The sequence below is a fragment of the Piscirickettsia salmonis LF-89 = ATCC VR-1361 genome (genome assembly GCF_000297215.2).
Classification (GTDB): domain Bacteria; phylum Pseudomonadota; class Gammaproteobacteria; order Piscirickettsiales; family Piscirickettsiaceae; genus Piscirickettsia; species Piscirickettsia salmonis.
In genome coordinates this window covers 101,112-122,347 of sequence record NZ_AMFF02000020.1, presented here as the reverse complement: position 1 = coordinate 122,347, position 21,236 = coordinate 101,112, and the positions used below count along the sequence as shown (strand labels likewise).

The 21,236-nt window shown below is 45.7% G+C and carries 22 protein-coding genes; all 22 read right to left on the bottom strand.

Annotation, left to right across the window (positions count from 1 at the left end):
* Positions 1-50: 50 nt before the first annotated feature.
* The 22 genes from rpsQ to nusG all read right to left on the bottom strand — a co-directional run bounded on the left by rpsQ (position 51) and on the right by nusG (position 21,232).
* On the bottom strand, positions 51-308 hold the full coding sequence (gene rpsQ, locus C200_RS02845; protein ID WP_032126259.1) for a 30S ribosomal protein S17: 258 nt from the start codon (positions 306-308) through the stop codon (positions 51-53).
* Positions 308-508, bottom strand: a complete 201-nt coding sequence (rpmC, locus tag C200_RS02840) for a 50S ribosomal protein L29 (RefSeq protein ID WP_016209750.1) — start codon at positions 506-508, stop codon at positions 308-310. Before rpmC ends, rpsQ begins: the two co-directional genes overlap by 1 nt.
* Complete coding sequence (rplP, locus tag C200_RS02835) at positions 508-921, bottom strand: 50S ribosomal protein L16 (protein WP_016209733.1); 414 nt, start codon at positions 919-921, stop codon at positions 508-510. The genes rpmC and rplP overlap by 1 nt, the downstream gene beginning before the upstream one ends.
* Before the next feature lie 13 nt (positions 922-934).
* Complete coding sequence (gene rpsC / locus C200_RS02830; RefSeq protein ID WP_016209737.1) at positions 935-1,669, bottom strand: 30S ribosomal protein S3; 735 nt, start codon at positions 1,667-1,669, stop codon at positions 935-937.
* 12 nt (positions 1,670-1,681) lie between these two features.
* Positions 1,682-2,014 (bottom strand): 50S ribosomal protein L22, encoded by a 333-nt coding sequence (gene rplV / locus C200_RS02825; RefSeq protein WP_016209755.1) that lies wholly within the window; start codon positions 2,012-2,014, stop codon positions 1,682-1,684.
* A 5-nt stretch (positions 2,015-2,019) separates the two neighbouring features.
* Positions 2,020-2,295, bottom strand: coding sequence for a 30S ribosomal protein S19 (rpsS, locus tag C200_RS02820; RefSeq protein ID WP_017378032.1), 276 nt, complete (start codon positions 2,293-2,295; stop codon positions 2,020-2,022).
* A gap of 16 nt (positions 2,296-2,311) precedes the next feature.
* Positions 2,312-3,136, bottom strand: a complete 825-nt coding sequence (gene rplB / locus C200_RS02815; RefSeq protein ID WP_016209743.1) for a 50S ribosomal protein L2 — start codon at positions 3,134-3,136, stop codon at positions 2,312-2,314.
* Positions 3,137-3,150: 14 nt separating this feature from the next.
* Entirely contained in the window at positions 3,151-3,447 is a 297-nt protein-coding gene (gene rplW / locus C200_RS02810) for a 50S ribosomal protein L23 (RefSeq protein WP_016209744.1), read from the bottom strand.
* On the bottom strand, positions 3,444-4,061 hold the full coding sequence (gene rplD, locus C200_RS02805; RefSeq protein ID WP_016209735.1) for a 50S ribosomal protein L4: 618 nt from the start codon (positions 4,059-4,061) through the stop codon (positions 3,444-3,446). The genes rplW and rplD overlap by 4 nt, the downstream gene beginning before the upstream one ends.
* A 15-nt stretch (positions 4,062-4,076) precedes the next feature.
* Positions 4,077-4,715, bottom strand: a complete 639-nt coding sequence (gene rplC / locus C200_RS02800) for a 50S ribosomal protein L3 (protein WP_016209762.1) — start codon at positions 4,713-4,715, stop codon at positions 4,077-4,079.
* 122 nt (positions 4,716-4,837) lie between these two features.
* Positions 4,838-5,149, bottom strand: a complete 312-nt coding sequence (gene rpsJ, locus C200_RS02795) for a 30S ribosomal protein S10 (protein ID WP_016209760.1) — start codon at positions 5,147-5,149, stop codon at positions 4,838-4,840.
* A 6-nt stretch (positions 5,150-5,155) separates the two neighbouring features.
* Positions 5,156-6,346 (bottom strand): elongation factor Tu, encoded by a 1,191-nt coding sequence (tuf, locus tag C200_RS02790; RefSeq protein WP_016209759.1) that lies wholly within the window; start codon positions 6,344-6,346, stop codon positions 5,156-5,158.
* A 27-nt stretch (positions 6,347-6,373) separates the two neighbouring features.
* A complete protein-coding gene (gene fusA / locus C200_RS02785; protein ID WP_032126260.1) occupies positions 6,374-8,485 on the bottom strand; it encodes an elongation factor G in 2,112 nt (703 codons plus the stop codon).
* Between the two features lie 15 nt (positions 8,486-8,500).
* Positions 8,501-8,974 (bottom strand): 30S ribosomal protein S7, encoded by a 474-nt coding sequence (gene rpsG, locus C200_RS02780; RefSeq protein ID WP_016209732.1) that lies wholly within the window; start codon positions 8,972-8,974, stop codon positions 8,501-8,503.
* A gap of 104 nt (positions 8,975-9,078) precedes the next feature.
* A complete protein-coding gene (rpsL, locus tag C200_RS02775) occupies positions 9,079-9,453 on the bottom strand; it encodes a 30S ribosomal protein S12 (RefSeq protein ID WP_016209765.1) in 375 nt (124 codons plus the stop codon).
* A gap of 161 nt (positions 9,454-9,614) precedes the next feature.
* A complete protein-coding gene (rpoC, locus tag C200_RS02770) occupies positions 9,615-13,823 on the bottom strand; it encodes a DNA-directed RNA polymerase subunit beta' (protein ID WP_033923655.1) in 4,209 nt (1,402 codons plus the stop codon).
* Between the two features lie 63 nt (positions 13,824-13,886).
* Positions 13,887-17,963 carry a DNA-directed RNA polymerase subunit beta gene (gene rpoB, locus C200_RS02765; RefSeq protein WP_032126261.1) on the bottom strand — a complete coding sequence of 1,359 codons (4,077 nt, stop codon included), beginning with the start codon at positions 17,961-17,963 and terminating at the stop codon, positions 13,887-13,889.
* A gap of 270 nt (positions 17,964-18,233) precedes the next feature.
* Positions 18,234-18,602: a 50S ribosomal protein L7/L12 gene (gene rplL, locus C200_RS02760; RefSeq protein ID WP_016209741.1), complete on the bottom strand. Its 369-nt coding sequence runs from the start codon at positions 18,600-18,602 to the stop codon at positions 18,234-18,236.
* Positions 18,603-18,644: 42 nt separating this feature from the next.
* Positions 18,645-19,151 (bottom strand): 50S ribosomal protein L10, encoded by a 507-nt coding sequence (rplJ, locus tag C200_RS02755; protein WP_032126262.1) that lies wholly within the window; start codon positions 19,149-19,151, stop codon positions 18,645-18,647.
* 247 nt (positions 19,152-19,398) lie between these two features.
* Positions 19,399-20,097: a 50S ribosomal protein L1 gene (rplA, locus tag C200_RS02750; RefSeq protein ID WP_017378040.1), complete on the bottom strand. Its 699-nt coding sequence runs from the start codon at positions 20,095-20,097 to the stop codon at positions 19,399-19,401.
* Between the two features lie 3 nt (positions 20,098-20,100).
* Positions 20,101-20,532, bottom strand: coding sequence for a 50S ribosomal protein L11 (gene rplK / locus C200_RS02745; RefSeq protein WP_017378041.1), 432 nt, complete (start codon positions 20,530-20,532; stop codon positions 20,101-20,103).
* Positions 20,533-20,692: 160 nt separating this feature from the next.
* Positions 20,693-21,232 (bottom strand): transcription termination/antitermination protein NusG, encoded by a 540-nt coding sequence (nusG, locus tag C200_RS02740; protein ID WP_032126263.1) that lies wholly within the window; start codon positions 21,230-21,232, stop codon positions 20,693-20,695.
* Positions 21,233-21,236 lie beyond the last annotated feature (4 nt).

The window sequence follows — 21,236 nt, the reverse complement described above, 5'->3', positions numbered from 1 at the left end:
AAAATAAAAAGCCCTAGTTTTTAATCACTAGACACTTAGACTACATTGTTCTAATTGGCACGCTCATCAACTGAGACCAGCATCCATGTCTTCGTTTTAGAAAGAGGACGGCATTCACGGACAGTGACGATGTCTCCTTCTTGACATTGATTAGTCTCGTCATGAGCATGGAGCTTCGTTGAACGGCGCATTACTTTACCGTAAAGGGCGTGACGAACTTGACGTTCAACTAGCACAGTGATTGATTTATCACCCTTTGAGCTGACCACACGGCCAGTCATCATACGGACGATCTTTTTCTCGCTCATTATGCGGCACCTGCTCTTTTCTTCTCATGAAGAACGGTTTTAACTCGAGCAATATTACGACGCACGTTTTTCAGCAAATGATTCTGAGCCAATTGGCCAGAACCATGCTGCATGCGAAGATTGAACTGCTCACGAAGAAGTTCAAGTAACTCACTTTGAAGTTCACTTGTACTTTTTTGTTTCAATTCTTGCGCTTTCATTACATTACCGTCCGTTTCACAAAGGTTGTTGATACCGGAAGTTTTGCAGCCGCTAAGCGAAACGCTTCACGTGCAATCTCTTCAGGCACCCCTTCAATTTCGTAAAGGACACGGCCAGGTTGGATTTGGGATACCCAAAGCTCCACACTCCCCTTGCCTTTACCCATACGAACCTCAAGTGGCTTTTTAGAGACTGGCTTATCAGGGAAAATTCTGATCCAGATCTTACCACTTCGTTTCACATGACGGTTGATCGCACGACGTGCAGCTTCGATTTGGCGTGCCGTGATACGACCACGACCCGTGGCTTTTAAGCCAAACTCACCAAAGCTAACATCTGCACCACGCGTTGCAATGCCACGATTACGCATTTTAAATTGCTTACGGAACTTGGTACGTTTCGGTTGTAACATAATTAACTACTCCCTACTTCGCTGCGGCTGGACGCTTCTTACCAGATTTAGCCTTGCGGCCGCCTCCGGCAGGTCTTTGCCCAGGTTTTTCTAGAGAAAGTGCAGTTAAATCATCAACGCGACCTAAGATCTCACCTTTGAATATCCACACTTTCACACCAATAATACCGTAAGTCGTTAATGCCTCGGCCGTACCGTAATCTACATCCGCACGGAACGTATGCAAAGGTACGCTACCTTCAAGGTAGCGCTCAGTACGCGCAATCTCAGCACCACCTAAGCGGCCTGAAACCTGAACACGAATCCCTTTTGCACCGATGCGCATGGCATTTTGTACCGCACGCTTCATCGCCCGACGGAACATCACACGACGTTCGAGCTGTTGCGCAATACTTGCAGCAACCAACGTTGCATCAATTTCTGGCTTGCGCACTTCTTCGATAGAGATATGTACAGGAATCCCCATCATTTTTGTCACTTCTGCACGCAATGCCTCAACATCTTCACCTTTTTTACCAATGACGATGCCTGGACGGGCAGTGTGAATGACAATACGCGCATTTTGCGCAGGACGTTCAATCTGAATGCGGCTGACTGCTGCATTAGCAAGCTTCTTTTTCAAGAAGTCACGAACTTGAATATCGCTATACAGCTTATCCGCATAAGTTCGTGAATCTGCATACCATTTTGAAGTCCAATCTTTAACAATACCAAGACGAATCCCGGTAGGATGAACCTTCTGACCCATGGAGTCTCTCTCCTAGCAATCGGCGACCTGAACCGTAATATGGCAGGTACGTTTCACGATAATGTTAACACGGCCTTTAGCACGAGCACGCATACGCTTCAAACGTGGACCTTCGTCGACGAAAGCTTTGGACACTTTCAACTCATCAACATCAGCACCTTCGTTATGTTCAGCATTCGCGATTGCAGACTCGAGGACTTTTTTCACATCTTGAGCGACTTGCTTATTGCTAAACGTCAAGATGTCCAAAGCACGGTTTACAGGTAAACCGCGAATCTGGTCAACAACTAATCTTACTTTCTGCGGTGATACACGCGCGTATTTTAATTTAGCGACTGCTTCCATCACCTTTACCTCTTCGCTTTCTTATCAGCGGCATGACCACGGTAAGCACGCGTAGGCGCAAACTCACCTAGCTTATGCCCAACCATCTGATCTGTGACATACACAGGGACATGCTGGCGACCATTATGAATCGCAATCGTCAAGCCAACCATATCTGGAAGAATCATAGAACGGCGAGACCAAGTCTTAATAGGTCGCTTACTGTTAGAAGCAGCAGCTGATTCCACTTTTTTAATCAAGTGGAGATCAACAAAAGGCCCTTTTTTCAATGAACGTGGCACGAGTTACTCCTCCAACTTACTTATTACGACGACGAACAATGAACTTGTCCGTACGCTTATTACGGCGAGTCTTCTTACCTTTCGTAGGCACACCCCACGGAGTGACAGGGTGACGACCACCAGACGTACGACCTTCACCACCACCGTGTGGGTGATCTACCGGGTTCATTGCCACACCGCGAACGGTTGGACGAACACCACGCCAACGCTTAGCACCTGCTTTACCTAATGAACGCAAGTTATGCTCTGAGTTGCATACTTCACCAATCGTCGCACGGCACTCAACCAGCACCTTGCGCATTTCACCTGAGCGTAAGCGCAAAGTTGCATAACGACCCTCACGAGCCACCAGCTGTGCAGACGTTCCTGCACTGCGAGCCATTTGACCACCTTTACCAGGCTTCAACTCAATATTATGAATCACCGAACCTAATGGAATATTACGAATAGGCAAACAATTACCTACTTTAATCGGCGATTCTTCACCACTAACAACAGGATCACCTGCTTTTAAGCCTTTCGGCGCTAGAATATAACGACGCTCACCATCGGTAAACAAGATCAGTGCGATATGTGCACTACGACCTGGATCATACTCTAAACGCTCAACTTTCGCAGAAACACCGTCTTTATTACGCTTAAAGTCAACAATACGAATATGTTGACGATGTCCACCACCGATATGGCGAACGGTAATGCGACCGTTATTATTACGACCACCACTTTTACTTTTCTTCACCAGAAGCGGCGCATGAGGTGCACCTTTGTGCAACTCAGGATTAACCACTTTAACAACAAAACGACGACCTGGAGAAGTTGGTTTTGATTTTATCACTGCCATGACCTAATACTCCCCTACTTCGCACCGAGCAAATCTAGCTCTTGGCCATCTTGCAAAGTGACATACGCTTTTTTCCAGTCTTTACGACGACCGGATACTTTACCGCCACGCTGTGTTGTTTTGCCTTTGACATTAACCGTAGTAACACCATTGACTTTAACTTTAAAAAGCGTTTCAACAGCCCGCTTAATTTCTAGCTTAGTTGCATCAGTTGCGACTTTAAACACAACCTGCGAAGACTCAGCAACATTGGCCGCCTTCTCAGAAATGTGTGGCGCACGAATAACTTTTAATAAACGCTCTTGGTTCATGCGAAAGCCTCCTCAATTTGCTTGAGAGCATCAACAGTCACCAGAACTTTATCAAATGCAACGAGACTTACAGGATCTAAGCCTGAGACATCACGCACATCAACATTCTTTAAGTTACGCGCTGCTAGGTAAAGTTTTTCTTCTACATCATGAGAAACAATTAACACATCGTTTAACTGCAACTCTTTTAATAGACTTGATAATTCTTTCGTTTTTGGCGCAGACAATGCTAACGTTTCAACGATGACTAAGCGATCTTGACGAACCAGCTCAGACAAGATAGAGCGCATCGCTCCGCGGTACATTTTACGGTTGACTTTTTGCGAAAAATCACGTGGTTTCGCAGCAAAAGTTACCCCACCTGTCCGCCAGATCGGGCTACGAATCGTTCCCGCACGGGCACGACCAGTGCCTTTTTGACGCCAAGGCTTAGCACCACCACCACGCACTTCAGAGCGGGTTTTTTGCGCTTTAGTTCCTTGACGACCTGCTGCCATATATGCTGTGACAACTTGATGGATCAATGCTTCATTAAACTCACGGCCAAACGTATCCTCAGATACTTGGACATTGCCTTGAGAGCCTTGACCCGGAACACGAATTTGTAGTTCCATTCTCTTACCTCTCAATTATGCCTTAGCCGCAGGTTGAACAATCACATCACTTCCAGGCGCACCTGGCACACCGCCTTTCACTAAGACAAAGCCACGCTCTAAATCAACGCGAACTACCTCTTGTGATTGAACAGTAACACGCTCAGCACCCATATGACCCGCCATTTTCTTGCCTTTAAAGACACGACCTGGGGTTTGGTTTTGACCAATAGACCCTGGAGCGCGGTGAGATAATGAGTTACCGTGAGTCGCATCTTGCATAGAGAAGTTGTGGCGCTTAATAACACCCGCAAACCCTTTACCTTTTGATGTGCCGACTACGTCAACTTTCTGACCTGCTTCAAAAAGAGAGACCGTAAGCTCTTGGCCTACAGAAAATTCTTCTTTGTTTGCCTCTGATAGGCAAAATTCCCAAAGACCACGACCAGCTTCTGTCTTTGCTTTTGCAAAGTGCCCTGCTTCTGCCTTATTAACGCGAGAAGCGCGACGAGAACCTGTCGTTACTTGGATAGCACGATAACCGTCCTGCTCAAGATCTTTCACCTGAGTAATACGGTTCGGCTCAATTTGAATCACAGTCACAGGAATAGATGCACCATCTTCAGTAAAGACACGTGTCATCCCAGCCTTACGACCGACTAATCCGATTGCCATTTCGTTGTTACCTCTATCACCACCCCGATTTCGATTGACCGGAGCTGATTATTTCCAACACTCGAAAAACGCCCATCCCTGCAGAAGCAGGGATGGGTCAATTCATCTCGAGAACAGGCATTCTAACCCAAACTGATTTGAACGTCTACACCTGCAGCCAAATCTAGCTTCATCAAAGCATCGACTGTCTTATCTGTTGGATCAACAATATCAACAAGGCGCTTATGAGTACGCAATTCGTACTGATCACGCGCATCCTTATTAACATGAGGAGAAACCAAAATTGTAAAGCGCTCTTTACGTGTCGGTAAAGGAATCGGACCACGCACTTGTGCGCCCGTACGCTTTGCAGTTTCAACGATTTCACTAGTAGATCGATCAATTAAACGATGATCGAACGCTTTCAAACGAATGCGAATTCTTTGGTTTGCCATTCTCTATTACTCTACGACCTTAGCAACTACACCAGAACCAACAGTACGGCCACCTTCACGAATCGCGAAGCGTAAACCATCATCCATTGCGATTGGAGCAATCAATTCAACAGTGATAGAAATGTTGTCACCCGGCATGACCATTTCTACGCCTTCTGGCAAGAATACTTCACCCGTCACATCCGTTGTACGGAAGTAAAACTGTGGGCGATATCCTTTAAAGAATGGAGTGTGACGTCCACCTTCTTCTTTATTTAACACATATACTTCAGCTTCGAACTTGGTATGCGGAGTGATAGAACCAGGCTTAGCCAATACTTGACCACGCTCTACGTCTTCACGCTTCGTACCACGTAACAACGCACCAACGTTATCACCTGCACGACCTTCGTCAAGAAGCTTACGGAACATTTCAACACCCGTTACAATCGTTTTCGTTGTATCACGAATACCCACGATCTCAACTTCATCACCTGTGTTCACAATACCTTGCTCGATACGACCTGTAACCACTGTGCCACGACCAGAAATAGAGAATACATCCTCTACAGGCATCAAAAATGGCTTATCAGTATCACGCTCTGGCTCAGGAATATAAGTATCTAACGCTTCAGCCAGCTTTAAGATCGCAGCTTCACCGATTTCAGATGTATCACCTTCCAATGCTTTTAACGCAGAACCCTGAATCACAGGAATATCATCGCCTGGGAAATCATATTCACTAAGAAGCTCACGAACTTCCATTTCAACAAGCTCTAATAACTCTTCATCATCAACCATGTCCACTTTATTCAAGAAAACGATGATGTAAGGAACACCCACCTGACGACCTAAGAGGATGTGCTCACGCGTTTGTGGCATAGGACCATCCGCTGCGTTCACAACTAAGATTGCTCCGTCCATTTGCGCAGCACCAGTGATCATGTTTTTAACATAGTCAGCGTGTCCTGGGCAGTCTACGTGTGCGTAGTGACGGTTTTCTGTTTCATACTCTACGTGAGATGTAGAAATAGTAATACCACGCTCTTTTTCTTCAGGTGCATTATCAATTTCATCAAATGCTTTCGCTTGGCCACCAAACTTTTCAGTTAAAACTTTAGTGATTGCCGCAGTCAACGTTGTTTTACCGTGGTCAACGTGGCCAATGGTTCCAACATTTACGTGTGGCTTTCCACGTTCAAAGGTTGCTTTTGCCATGAGAATAATCCCCTCTAGTTACACAAATTAAGATTTTCTTTCTTTAATGACCGCTTCAGCCACATTAGTTGGAGCTTCCGCATATTTTTCAAACTGCATACTGTACGACGCACGACCTTGCGATAAAGAGCGCATGTCAGTTGCATAACCAAACATTTCCGCCAAAGGCACCATTGCCGTGACCACTTTGCCTGCAGGGTTCTCATCCATGCTCTGAATGATACCACGACGACGATTCAAGTCACCGACGACATCACCCATATAATCCTCAGGTGTGACCACTTCAACTTTCATCATCGGCTCTAGCAATGCTGGATTTGCATTTAAAGCCCCTTGTTTTAGCGCCATAGAACCTGCGATCTTAAATGCCATCTCACTCGAGTCAACATCGTGGAAAGATCCATCGTATAAAGTGGCTTTTAGGCCAATCAATGGATAACCGGCAAGCACACCGTTTTCCATTTGCTCTTTAATGCCCTTCTCAACGGCTGGGATGTATTCACGTGGAATTACGCCGCCAACGATTTCATTAACGAACTCAAAACCATCTTCAGCTTCACCATTGTCATTTTGAAGCGGCTCAAAACGCACCCAAACATGACCGTATTGACCACGACCACCCGATTGGCGTACGAACTTACCTTCTTGCTCTCTTAGTGCACGAATCGCTTCACGATAAGCAACCTGAGGTTTACCCACATTCGCTTCGACATTAAATTCACGTCGCATGCGATCAACTAAGATATCAAGGTGAAGTTCACCCATACCTGAGATAATCGTCTGTCCCGTTTCTTCATCTGTCTTCACGCGGAAAGATGGATCTTCTTGTGCTAACTTACCGAGGGCAACGCCCATTTTTTCTTGATCAGCTTTTGATTTAGGCTCAATTGCAATCGAGATCACCGGCTCTGGGAATTCCATACGCTCAAGCACAATCGGTGCATCTTGCGCACACAAGGTATCCCCAGTCGTCACATCCTTAAGACCAATTGCCGCAGCAATGTCACCAGCGTGCACTTCTTTAATCTCTTCGCGTGAGTTCGAATGCATCTGGACGATACGACCGATACGCTCACGCTTGCCTTTCACGGTATTTAAAACAGAGTCACCGCTTTTTACCACACCCGAGTAACAACGCATAAACGTTAAAGTACCCACGAATGGATCCGTTGCGATTTTAAATGCGAGCGCTGAGAACGGTGCCTTATCATCAGCAGGACGCTCACCTTCACTCTCATCGTCTAAAATACCTTTAATAGCAGGTACATCAGTCGGTGATGGCAAGTATTCAATCACTGCATCCAACATCGCTTGAACACCTTTGTTCTTAAATGCCGAACCACATAATGATAAAACAATCTCATTATTCAAAGTACGCTTACGCAAACCATCTTTAATTTCCTCGATAGAAAGCTCACCTTCTTCAAGGTATTTTTCCATCAATTCTTCAGAAGCTTCAGCAGCAGATTCTACCATCTGCTCATGCCATTGCTGACATTCGTCTTGCATATGCTCTGGAATATCACGCAGATCATAGGTCATCCCTTTATCTGCTTCATTCCAGTAAATTGCCTTCATGCGCAGTAAGTCAATCACACCTTCGAACTCATCTTCAGCACCAATCGGCAACTGAATCGGCACAGGAGCTGCACCTAAACGGTCTTTAATCTGATCAACCACACGCAAGAAGTTAGCGCCCGCACGGTCCATCTTATTCACAAAGACAATACGTGGAACACCATATTTATTCGCTTGACGCCAAACCGTCTCAGATTGAGGTTCTACGCCTGAAGTTGCACAGAAAACAACAACCGCACCATCGAGCACACGCAGTGAACGTTCAACTTCAATAGTAAAGTCAACGTGTCCTGGAGTATCAATGATATTTACACGGTGTTGATCGAACTGTTGGTCCATACCGGCCCAGAAACAAGTCGTCGCAGCCGAAGTAATAGTAATACCCCGCTCTTGCTCTTGTTCCATCCAGTCCATAGTCGCAGCGCCATCATGCACCTCACCAATTTTGTGAGAGACGCCGGTATAAAATAGTACACGTTCCGTAGTAGTTGTTTTACCTGCGTCAACATGAGCGCAGATACCAATATTACGGTAACGATCGATAGAAGTTGTACGTGCCACGATCTTTCCTCTCGATTACCAACGGTAGTGTGAGAACGCCTTGTTAGCCTCAGCCATGCGATGCGTATCTTCACGTTTTTTAACAGCCGTTCCACGACCTTCCACAGCATCGAGTAACTCACCCGCTAAACGAAGCCCCATAGATTTCTCACTACGCTTACGTGATGCATCAACAATCCAGCGCATAGACAAAGCCGTACGACGGGCTGGGCGCACTTCAACAGGAATCTGATACGTCGCACCACCAACACGGCGTGACTTCACTTCAACCGCAGGACGAACCGCATCCAGTGCTTTTTCAAACACTTCAAGCGGGCTCTCACCTTTACGACGTTCATTAATAACGTCCATGGCACCATAAACAATTTTTTCAGCAACTGATTTTTTACCATCAATCATTAAATGATTGACAAACTTCGCCAGCATTTCACTACCGAACTTAGGATCTGGCAAAATCTCACGTTTTGCCGCAACTCTTCTTCTAGGCATTGTACTATTATCCCAATCACCTGTTTAAAAAATAACTGTTTTACTTTCGTTCAAACAGCTAGACTCAATTAAACCTTAATGTCTAAATATATATTATTTAGTAATTAAGACTTAGGACGCTTAGTACCGTACTTAGAACGACCTTGTTTACGATCATTCACACCCGATGTATCCAAAGCACCACGAACAATGTGATAACGAACACCCGGTAAGTCTTTTACACGACCACCACGGATTAATACAACACTATGCTCTTGTAAGTTGTGGCCTTCACCACCGATATATGCAGATACTTCATAGCTATTCGTCAAACGTACACGTGCTACTTTACGTAAAGCCGAGTTTGGCTTCTTCGGTGTAGTCGTGTAAACACGGGTGCACACACCACGACGTTGTGGGCATGCTTGCAACGCAGGAACATTAGTCTTCTTTACCTGACGTTGGCGCGGTTTACGAATGAGCTGATTAACGGTTGCCATTCAATAGAACTCCCAAAATCAACCTTTTTAAAATGTAATAAAACCACTCACCCGCACAAAGCGGATGGGTGATTATAAAAAAGCTTGTCTATAACTGTCAAGAACCAAGAACTTAGACAGACAGACTTGCCTGCCTACTGTAATCGAAACCCAAGTAATGATCAAGCATCAGAGGCTTTAAAGGCTTCACTTAACGCACTTTGTACATCATCGGCCGTTGGCTTCTTCACTTCAACAATCTCTTGCACTGATCCCAATTGACGATTACGACGTCGCTCTTTGTGATACGCCAAGCCGGTTCCCGCAGGAATCAGTCGACCAACGATCACATTTTCTTTCAGACCACGTAGGTCATCACGTTTTCCTGTCACAGCCGCTTCAGTCAAGACACGCGTCGTCTCTTGGAAAGATGCGGCTGAGATAAAGGATTCGGTCGAAAGCGAGGCTTTAGTAATACCCAGTAACATCGGCGTGAAATGTGCCGGCACTTGGTCATCTGCTAAGCGCTCATTTTCTTCAAGCGCCTGATAGTCCTCAACCAATTCGCCAACGAGCAATTTAGTATCGCCCGCCATGGTCACCATGACCTTGCGTAACATTTGGCGTAAGATCACCTCAATGTGCTTATCATTAATTTTTACACCCTGAAGTCGATAAACATCTTGAATCTCATTCACGATATAATCTGCAAGCGCTCGCACACCTTTTAAGCGTAAAATATCGTGTGAGCTAGGCTCACCATCAACGAGAACCTCGCCTTTTTCAATCTGCTCACCTTCAAAGACATTCAGCGGCCGCCATTTTGGCACTAAAATTTCAAACGCTTCACCCTCAGGTGGTGTGATCACCAAACGGCGTTTGTCTTTAGTCTCTTTACCAAAGTTAACAACCCCTGAAATTTCAGCCAATACAGCCGCTTCTTTAGGAATCCGCGCCTCAAACAAGTCAGCCACTCGCGGCAGACCCCCCGTAATATCACGCGTTTTCGAGCCTTCTTGCGGAATACGGGCAATAACATCACCCACACCTATTTCGGCATCATTCTCAAGATTTAAGACCGCACCGGTTGGCAGGTTATAACTGGCGGCAATATTCGTATTTGGAATACATAAATCATCACCACGCTCATCGACCAAGCGCACCATTGGTCTAAGCTCTTTACCTGTCGCCCCTGAACGCTTTGCATCTTCAACTACAATGCTTGAAAGCCCGGTCATCTCATCAACCTGACGAGACATCGATACGCCATCGAGCAAATCAATAAAGCGAATACGCCCTTTCACCTCGGAGATAATTGGGTGCGAGTGCGGATCCCACTTGGCAACAATTTGGCCCGCATCGACTGCTGCACCATCTGCCACCATTAAGTCAGAACCATAAGGCAATTTATACTGCTCACGCTCACGGCCATGCTCATCAACCACAGCAATCTGCCCAGAACGTGAGATCGTCACCAACTTACCATCGACACGGTCGACTTTCTTAATATTGTGAAAACGGATAAAGCCGCTATTTTTAACCTGAATGTTATTCGCCGCCGAAGAACGTGATGCCGCACCACCGATATGGAAGGTCCGCATCGTCAACTGTGTTCCTGGCTCACCAATTGATTGCGCCGCAATTACACCCACGGCCTCACCTGAATTCACGCGATGGCCACGCGCTAAATCACGACCATAACAGGTTGAGCAGATACCACGGCGCGTCTCGCAGATGACTGGCGAGCGCACAGTAACTTCATAAACGCCCGCTTCATCAATACGTCTAACCGCGTGCTCATCCAGGTAAGTACCTCTCTCAAGCACCACCTCACCCGACGGTGAGATCACATCTTTAGCACACGAGCGACCAATTAAGCGATCCGCCAATGGTACGACAACATCCCCCCCTTCAATCAGCGGGGTCATAAGTAAGCCTTCTTCGGTACCACAATCGACTTCAGTGACGACAACATCTTGTGCTACGTCCACCAAACGACGGGTAAGATACCCAGAGTTCGCTGTTTTTAATGCGGTATCGGCCAAACCTTTACGTGCACCGTGAGTGGAAATAAAGTATTGCAGTACGTTTAGACCTTCACGGAAATTAGCAATAATCGGCGTTTCAATAATCGAACCATCCGGTTTTGCCATCAAGCCCCGCATACCAGCCAACTGACGCATCTGATCTTGCGAACCACGTGCACCCGAGTCTGCCATCATGTAAACAGAATTAAATGAGACTTGCTCTACCGTATTACCTTCAGCGTCAACCACTTGATCTTTAGACAGGTTTTCCATCATTGCTTTCTTAACACTGTCATTCGTACGTGACCAAATATCGACCACTTTATTGTAGCGCTCACCGGCAGTGACCAAGCCCGACGCGTATTGCTCAGTAATCTCGCGCACTTGCGCTTCAGCTTCATCAATAATCGCCGTCTTCGCTTCAGGCACCACCATATCATCAATGCCAACCGAAACACCCGAGCGTGTTGCATAGCGAAAACCGGCATACATCAGCTGATCAGCAAAAACAACCGTCTCTTTTAAACCCACATTGTGATAACACTCGTCTAATAGGCCAGCGATTTGTTTTTTACCCATCGCTTTATTAACCATATCAAACGGAATGCCATCAGGCACGATCGTAAACAATAAAGCACGACCCACTGTAGTCTCTGTCAGCTGAGTACGTTTAATCAATTCTTTATTGTCATCACGGACAAAATCAGTAATACGGACCTTCACGCGCGCATGCAATTCTGCAACGCCAGCTTGATAGGCACGCTCTGCTTCTTGAATATCAGCAAAGACCATACCTTCACCTTTGGCATTGATCCGATCACGCGTTGTATAATAAATACCTAAGACAACGTCTTGAGAAGGTGCAATCACCGGATCACCAGATGCTGGCGAGAGGATATTATTCGTCGACATCATCAAGGCACGTGCTTCTAACTGCGCTTCAACCGTCAACGGAATATGCACCGCCATTTGGTCACCATCAAAGTCAGCGTTATACGCTGCACAGACCAATGGATGCAACTGAATTGCCTTGCCTTCAATCAATACCGGTTCAAACGCTTGAATACCTAAGCGGTGCAAAGTTGGCGCGCGGTTAAGCAACACCGGGTGCTCACGAATCACTTCATCAAGAACATCCCAGACCTCAGCAGCTTCTTTTTCAACTAGCTTTTTCGCCGCTTTAATCGTCGTCGCAAGGCCACGGAACTGTAACTTACTGAAGATAAACGGCTTAAACAGCTCTAACGCCATCTTTTTCGGCAAACCACATTGATGCAAGCGCAAAGTCGGGCCAACCACAATCACTGAACGGCCAGAGTAATCAACACGCTTACCCAAAAGGTTTTGACGAAAACGCCCTTGTTTACCTTTAATCATATCCGCAAGTGATTTAAGCGCGCGACGATTAGAGCCTGTAATCGCACGGCCACGACGACCGTTATCTAAAAGAGCATCCACAGACTCTTGCAACATACGCTTTTCATTGCGAACAATGATATCCGGTGCAGCAAGCTCTAATAAACGCTTTAAGCGATTATTACGGTTAATCACCCGACGATATAAATCATTCAGGTCAGAGGTTGCAAAACGTCCGCCATCCAAGGGCACCAATGGGCGCAAATCAGGTGGCAACACCGGCAACACATCCATCACCATCCACTCCGGTTTATTACCAGAAGCAGCAAAAGCCTCTAATAATTTTAACCGCTTGGTGATCTTCTTAATCCGTGTTTCTGAGTTGGTCGTTGGCAGCTCATCACGTAACGTAGTAATTTCAGCCTCAAGATTTAATTCTTTTAGAATAATCTTAATGGCCTCTGCACCCATGCGGGCATCAAATTCATCACCGTACTGCTCTAAGGCATTTAAATACTCTTCATCAGACAGCATTTGGCCTTTTTCTAGCGCCGTCATGCCTGGCTCGATCACCACAAACGCTTCAAAATAAAGTACACGCTCGATATCACGCAAGGTCATATCAAGCAATGTACCAATCCGCGATGGCAATGAACGCAAGAACCAAATATGCGCCACTGGACTGGCCAGATCAACGTGCCCCATGCGGTCACGACGCACTTTAGTTGGTGCAACTTCAACACCACACTTCTCACAGATCACTCCACGATGCTTTAAGCGCTTATACTTACCACATAAGCACTCATAATCTTTGATCGGTCCAAAGATTTTTGCACAGAATAAGCCATTACGTTCTGGCTTAAATGTCCGATAGTTAATAGTCTCTGGTTTTTTCACTTCACCATAAGACCATGAACGAATCATGTCAGGGGATGCAAGGCCAATACGAATTGCATCAAAATCTTCAAAGCGTGCACTACGCTTTACCATACCCAATAAATCTTTCAAGGCTGTTCTCCCGCGTTGAAGAACGGGGCGTGCTCGATATTATTTACAAACACGCCGCGATGATTACTCTTGCTCAAGCTCGATATCAATACCCAGTGAGCGGATTTCTTTCACTAATACATTAAAGGACTCAGGCATACCTGGTTCCATACGGTGATCTCCTTCAACGATGTTTTTATAGACTTTAGTTCGTCCACCCACATCATCGGATTTCACCGTCAGCATCTCTTGTAAGGTGTAAGCGGCACCATAAGCTTCAAGCGCCCAGACCTCCATCTCACCAAAACGCTGACCACCGAACTGCGCTTTACCACCGAGCGGCTGCTGCGTCACCAAGCTATAAGAGCCTGTTGAACGTGCATGCATCTTATCATCGACTAAGTGATTCAATTTCAGCATGTACATGTAACCCACCGTCACCGGACGATCAAACTGCTCACCCGTGCGACCATCATATAAAGTGGTCTGACCTGACTCAGGTAACCCCGCAAGCTTTAACATGCCTTTGATTTGCGTTTCAGCCGCCCCATCAAAGACCGGTGTTGCCATCGGCACCCCCTTACGCAGGTTGTGGGCTAAAGCTAACACTTCCTGATCTGTCAAAGAATCTAGATCTTCTGGATGCACAGTATCACCGTTATACACCCGGTCTAAGAACTCACGAACCTTAGCAACCTCACGTTGCTCATCAAGCATCTCGCCAATGCGCTCGCCAAGGCCTTTCGCTGCCCAACCTAAGTGAGTCTCTAGAATCTGGCCAATATTCATTCGCGACGGCACCCCAAGTGGGTTCAAGCAAATATCCACTGGACGACCGTTTTTATCATGCGGCATATCTTCCACTGGAACAATCTGCGAGATCACCCCTTTATTTCCGTGACGACCAGCCATCTTATCACCCGGCTGAATACGCCGCTTAACGGCAATATACGTCTTAACGATTTTCAATACACCGGGCGCCAAATCCGAGCCCTGAGTGATTTTCAAGCGCTTTTCTTCAAGACGTTGCTCAAATTCTTTACGAATATCAGCAAAATGATCTTGAATACGCTCTAATTGATCGCTTAGCTTTTCATCTTGCAAACGAATGGTGAACAATCTTTCCGCGGGCAGACCATCAATATCAGCCGCTGAAATAGTTGCCCCTGCTTTCAAACCCGAGCCACCAATGGTCACCTGACCGACAAGCATTCTGCGTAAACGTTGCAAGACATCCGCTTCGCGAATACGTACTTCATCACGCAAGTCTTTACGGAACATTTCCAGTTCTGCTTCTTCGATCTCTTTCGCCCGCTCGTCTTTTTCAACACCATCACGGGTAAAGACCTGTACATCAATTACCGTCCCAGACATACCCGTAGGCATGCGCAGTGACGTATCTTTGACATCAGAGGCTTTTTCACCAAAAATCGCGCGCAAAAGCTTTTCTTCGGGAGTCAGCTGTGTTTCACCTTTCGGTGTCACTTTACCGACTAAAATATCACCGGCCTTCACTTCTGCACCAACAAAGACAATGCCCGACTCATCCAATTTAGCCAGCGAGCTTTCAGCAACGTTTGGAATATCAGGAGAGATTTCCTCTGGCCCTAATTTGGTATCACGAGCAATACAGACCAACTCTTCAACATGAATCGTAGTAAAGCGATCTTCTTCAACGACGCGTTCAGAAATAAGAATCGAATCCTCGAAGTTATAGCCATTCCACGGCATAAAGGCCACATACATATTCTGACCTAAAGCCAACTCACCCAAATCAGTCGATGGACCATCCGCTAATACATCACCTTTGGCAATCACATCACCATTGCACACTAATGGACGCTGATTAATACAGGTATTTTGGTTCGAACGGGTATATTTAGTCAGGTTATAAATATCAACCCCTGCTTCACCAGCATCTGTTTCAGCATCATCTACACGCACAACGATACGTGTTGCATCAACAGAATCAATCACACCACCACGTTTGGCAACAACGGTTACACCAGAATCCACCGCAACTGTACGCTCAACACCGGTTCCGACCACTGGCTTTTCAGAAATTAAGGTCGGCACTGCTTGGCGTTGCATGTTCGATCCCATCAAGGCCCGGTTCGCATCATCGTGTTCTAAGAACGGAATCATCGACGCGGCCACAGAGACCATCTGGCGCGGAGCAACGTCCATATAATCGACTTTATCCGCCGTGGTAAAGAAGGTCTCACCTGATTGACGACAGTGCAATAAACTATCGGTTAAGCTACCGTCTTCACCGACAGTCGCATTGGCCTGAGCAATAATATGCCGAGCTTCTTCAATCGCAGATAAGTAATCGACTTCACCGGTAACCTTGCCATCAGCAACTCGACGATACGGCGTCTCTAAGAAACCGTATTCATTCGTTCTAGCGTACGTTGCCAACGAGTTAATCAAACCGATGTTTGGTCCCTCAGGCGTTTCAATCGGGCAAACTCGACCATAATGCGTTGGATGTACGTCGCGTACCTCAAAGCCAGCGCGTTCACGGGTTAAGCCTCCTGGACCCAAAGCCGAGACACGGCGTTTATGGGTAATCTCAGACAGTGGATTATTCTGATCCATAAACTGAGATAATTGGCTCGAACCAAAAAATTCTTTAATGGCAGCAGAGACGGGTTTAGCATTAATTAAATCTTGCGGCATCAAGTTTTCAGATTCCGCAATCCCTAAACGCTCACGCACTGCACGCTCTACACGCACTAAACCAACACGGAATTGGTTTTCAGCCATCTCGCCAACAGAACGCACCCGACGATTACCCAAGTGGTCAATATCATCCACTTGGCCTTTACCATCACGAATTTCAATCAAGGTCTTCATCACCGCCAAAATATCTTCTTTTGACAGCACACCTTCACCATTGATATCCGAACGACCAATACGGCGATTAAATTTCATACGACCTACAGAGGATAAATCATAGCGATCCTCTGAAAAGAATAACGTATTAATTAAGTTCTCTGCGGCTTCTTTCGTTGGTGGCTCACCTGGTCGCATCATTCGATACACTTCCACCAAGGCTTCCATCTGTGATGTGGTCGGATCAGCGCGCAGCGTATCAGAGATGTATGGTCCGCGATCCATATCATTGGTATAGATCACGCGTACTTCACGTACACCAGCCTTATGAACAGCCGCCAATAAATCTGGGCTAATTTCACTATTGGCCGCCGCAACAATTTCACCATCACTGCTGACAATGTCATGTGCTAAGGCTTTACCTAAAATATAATCCGCTGGCACAACCAGTTTCTTTAAACCGGCTTCTGCTATTTTACTCACATGACGAACAGTCACACGGCGGCCTTCTTCAACCAGCACATTGCCATGCTCATCTTTAATATCAAAAGCAACCGTTTCACCACGCAGGCGCTCAGGGACCAACTCCATCTCAACGCCTTTATCACCAAGATAAAACGCAGTTGTCTCAAAGAAAACATCTAAAATCTCTTCTGCACTATAACCTAACGCACGTAATAGGATAGTCGCGGGAAGTTTACGGCGGCGATCAATACGCACATACAGTAAATCTTTAGGGTCAAACTCGAAATCGAGCCAAGAGCCACGATAAGGAATCACTCGTGCAGAGAACAGAAGCTTTCCTGATGAGTGTGTTTTGCCTCGATCATGATCGAAAAATACACCCGGAGAACGATGCAATTGAGAAACAATCACACGCTCAGTTCCATTAATAATAAATGTACCATTTTCAGTCATTAAGGGCAGCTCACCCATATAGACTTCTTGCTCTTTGATGTCTTTAACCACTTTTGCATCGCCGGATGCTGTTTTATCGTAAATCACCAAGCGCAGCTTAACACGCAAAGGAGCAGCATAGCTGATGCCACGAATTCGACACTCTCTCACGTCGAACAGCGGCTCACCTAAACGATAGTCAACGTACTGCAACTCTGCACTTCCAGAGAAGCTTGCAATCGGCAATACGGATGAAAAGGCAGCATGTAAACCGGACTCAAGACGCTTTTCTAAATTCACGCCTCGCTGCAAAAATTGTTGATAGGAATCCTTTTGAATAGACAAAAGGTAAGGAACATCTAACACGTGAGGAAGTTTAGCAAACTCCCTACGAATTCGCTTCTTTTCAGTGTAGGAGTAGGCCATTGGGGCTCCTAAAGCTTGATCAAGTTATGAAAAGCTTTAAATTAAATAAAAGCTTTATTTATCAGGGAAACACAAGATATCTTTTAAAACTGCTTACTACTGTTTTTATAGTTTAACTGAGTCAGTTAAGCCGTCTACTAATTTAAATTCAACTTCTTAGTAAACTGCCCGCCAACGAACGTGACAGAATAACATAACTTCAGTAAAAGGCCAACAGCGAAAGGGCTGACACAAGTGTCAGCCCTTTGCTTTAGCCTGTACAATCGAACATTATTTAAGTTCGACAGTCGCGCCCGCTTCTTCAAGCTGCTTCTTAACTTCTTCAGCTTCTTCTTTAGAAACACCTTCTTTAACTGTTGCAGGGCAACTTTCAACCATCGCTTTAGCTTCTTTTAAGCCCAAGCCTGTGATTGCACGAACTGCTTTAATCGCGCCGACTTTGTTACCACCAAACTCTTTCATGACAACGTCAAATTCAGTTTGCTCTTCAACCGCAGCACCCGCATCAGCGGCTGGTGCAGCCGCTGCAACAGCTGCAGTTACACCAAATTTTTCTTCCATTGCTTCAATTAATTCAACAACTTCAGAAACTTTCATATCTGCAATTGCACTTAAAATATCGTCTTGAGTTACAGCCATTTTGATGACTCCCACATTAGTTTAACAAAAAAATAAATAGAATTATGCCGCAGCTTCGGCTTCTTTCTGATCACGAACAGCAGCAATCGTACGCGCAAGCTTTGCAACAGGCTCTTTCATTAAGCCCATTAACATTGAAATACCCTCATCACGTGTTGGCATCTTCGCAAGCCTATCAAGCTCAGACGCTTCCATTAAATCACCATTTAAAGCCAGTGATTTAGTGTCTAGCGCTTTGTTAGTTTTTGCGAAGTCACGTACTAAACGTGCTGCTGCAGACGGGTTTTCTTCTGGTGCAAAAGCTAAGATCAAAGGACCTGTAAACTTTTCTTTCATGCACTCAAAAGAAGTTCCCTCTACCGCACGACGAGCGAGCGTATTACGTACGATGCGCAGGCTTACCCCAGCATCGCGCGCCTGCTTACGTAAGCTGTTCATGTCATTAGAAGTTAAGCCATGGTACTCTGCCGCTACTGCAGAGACTGAAGCCTGCGCTACTGTATTTACCTCAGTAACAATGGCTTTCTTTTGTTCAAGATTCAGCGCCATGCTTTTCTTACCTCTAAAATCAATGCTTTAAAATAACATTAAAGCATCCTGTTTAACCATGACAGCCGGTGAATCATTTGCTAAGCAATTAGGTCATCACCGTCTGCGTAGGCGATTTACTCATTAAGCTTCTTTTTCAAAAAGCACCTACGGTCTTGGACGTTTGCACAGCGACCATCAAGATCATAAAAACCTCAAGTCACTGCACAAGCGAAATGGCCGCAACCGACCAAACAACTTCAGTTAATTACTTAACAGCTAAAGTCGCTTGATCAACCACAAGGCCAGGCCCCATTGTTGTTGAGACCGTTACTTTCTTCATATAGACACCTTTAGCCGATGCAGGCTTTGCCTTTTGCAACGCAACTAAAAGCACTTCCAAATTCTCTTTCAATTTAACCGTATCAAAGCCAAGCTTACCAATGCTCGCATGGATAATACCCGTTTTATCAGCACGGTAACGTACTTGGCCGGCTTTAGCATTTTGCACAGCACCTGCAACATCAGGCGTGACCGTACCCACTTTTGGATTAGGCATTAAACCGCGTGGGCCTAACACTTGACCTAACTGACCAACGATCCGCATCGCATCAGGAGATGCAATCACTACATCAAAATTCAGATTGCCTTTTTTCACTTCTTCAGCTAAATCTTCAAAGCCAACAATATCTGCACCCGCTGCTTTCGCTGCTTCAGCATTCGCGCCTTGAGCAAATACGGCAACACGCACATCTTTACCCGTACCATGTGGTAATACGGTCGCACCACGCACCACCTGGTCAGATTTACGCGGATCAATGCCCAGGTTAACGCTAACATCAACTGATTCTTTAAATTTTACTGAAGATACTTCGCCTAATAAATTAAACGCTTCAATAATTTCATATTGCTTGCCTGCTTCAACTTTTTCAGCAATCAGCTTCGCACGCTTTGTTAATTTCGCCATGACTTATACCCCTTCCACTTCAAGACCCATACGTAGTGCAGTGCCTGCAATCGTACGTACAGCCGCATCCATACTAGATGCAGTTAAGTCAGGCATTTTAATCTCAGCGATTTCTTCAAGCTGAGCGCGGGAAACTTTACCCACTTTATTTAAATTCGGTGTACCCGAACCTTTTTGCAGCTTCGCAGCTTTTTTCAATAAATAAGACGCAGGAGGTGTTTTCGTTTCAAAAGTAAAGCTGCGATCACTATAAACAGTAATCACCACCGGAACCGGCGCACCCACTTCTAAGTTTTGCGTTTTTGCATTAAATGCTTTACAAAACTCCATGATATTCACACCGTGCTGACCTAACGCAGGACCCACTGGCGGGCTAGGATTTGCCTTGCCTGCAGCTACTTGCAGTTTGATATAGGCGGATACTTTTTTAGCCATGCTATTTACAACTCCACAATACGGGTACCAACGTTCTGATGACAAATAATAATAAGCTCAGAACTCCCCACGCTCTATACTTTTGACCATACAGAGCCAACAAAACCCCGTGACAACCAATCATACAGCCATCACGAGGTTATCAACGTTACTTTATTTTTTAGTCAATATCTTTACTAATTTGACTAAAATCAAGTTCGACCGGTGTCGAGCGACCAAAAATAGAAATCGCCGCACTCACCTTATTCTTTTCATAATCCACTTCTTCAATCGTACCGTTAAAGTCTGCAAACGGACCATCGATAACACGGATAATCTCACCCGGCTCAAATAATGTTTTCGGCCGCGGCTTATTCTCGCCATCTTTCAAGCGATCTAGAATTCGATCTGCTTCTGCATCAGTAATCGGTGCTGGGCGCTCTGCCGTACCACCAATAAAACCTAGAACACGAGGCACATTACGCACTAAATGCCACGCTTCTTCATCCATTTCCATTTGAACCAACACATAACCAGGAAAAAATTTACGCTCACTCTTACGCTTTTGCCCAGAGCGCATTTCAATCACTTCTTCGGTGGGCACAAGGATTTCACCAAACTTATCTTCTAAGCCGGCGGCTTTCATATGTTCGTTGAGCAAGTTTACCACGCGCTTTTCATAGCCCGAATACGCTTGAACAACATACCAACGCTTTGACATTTTT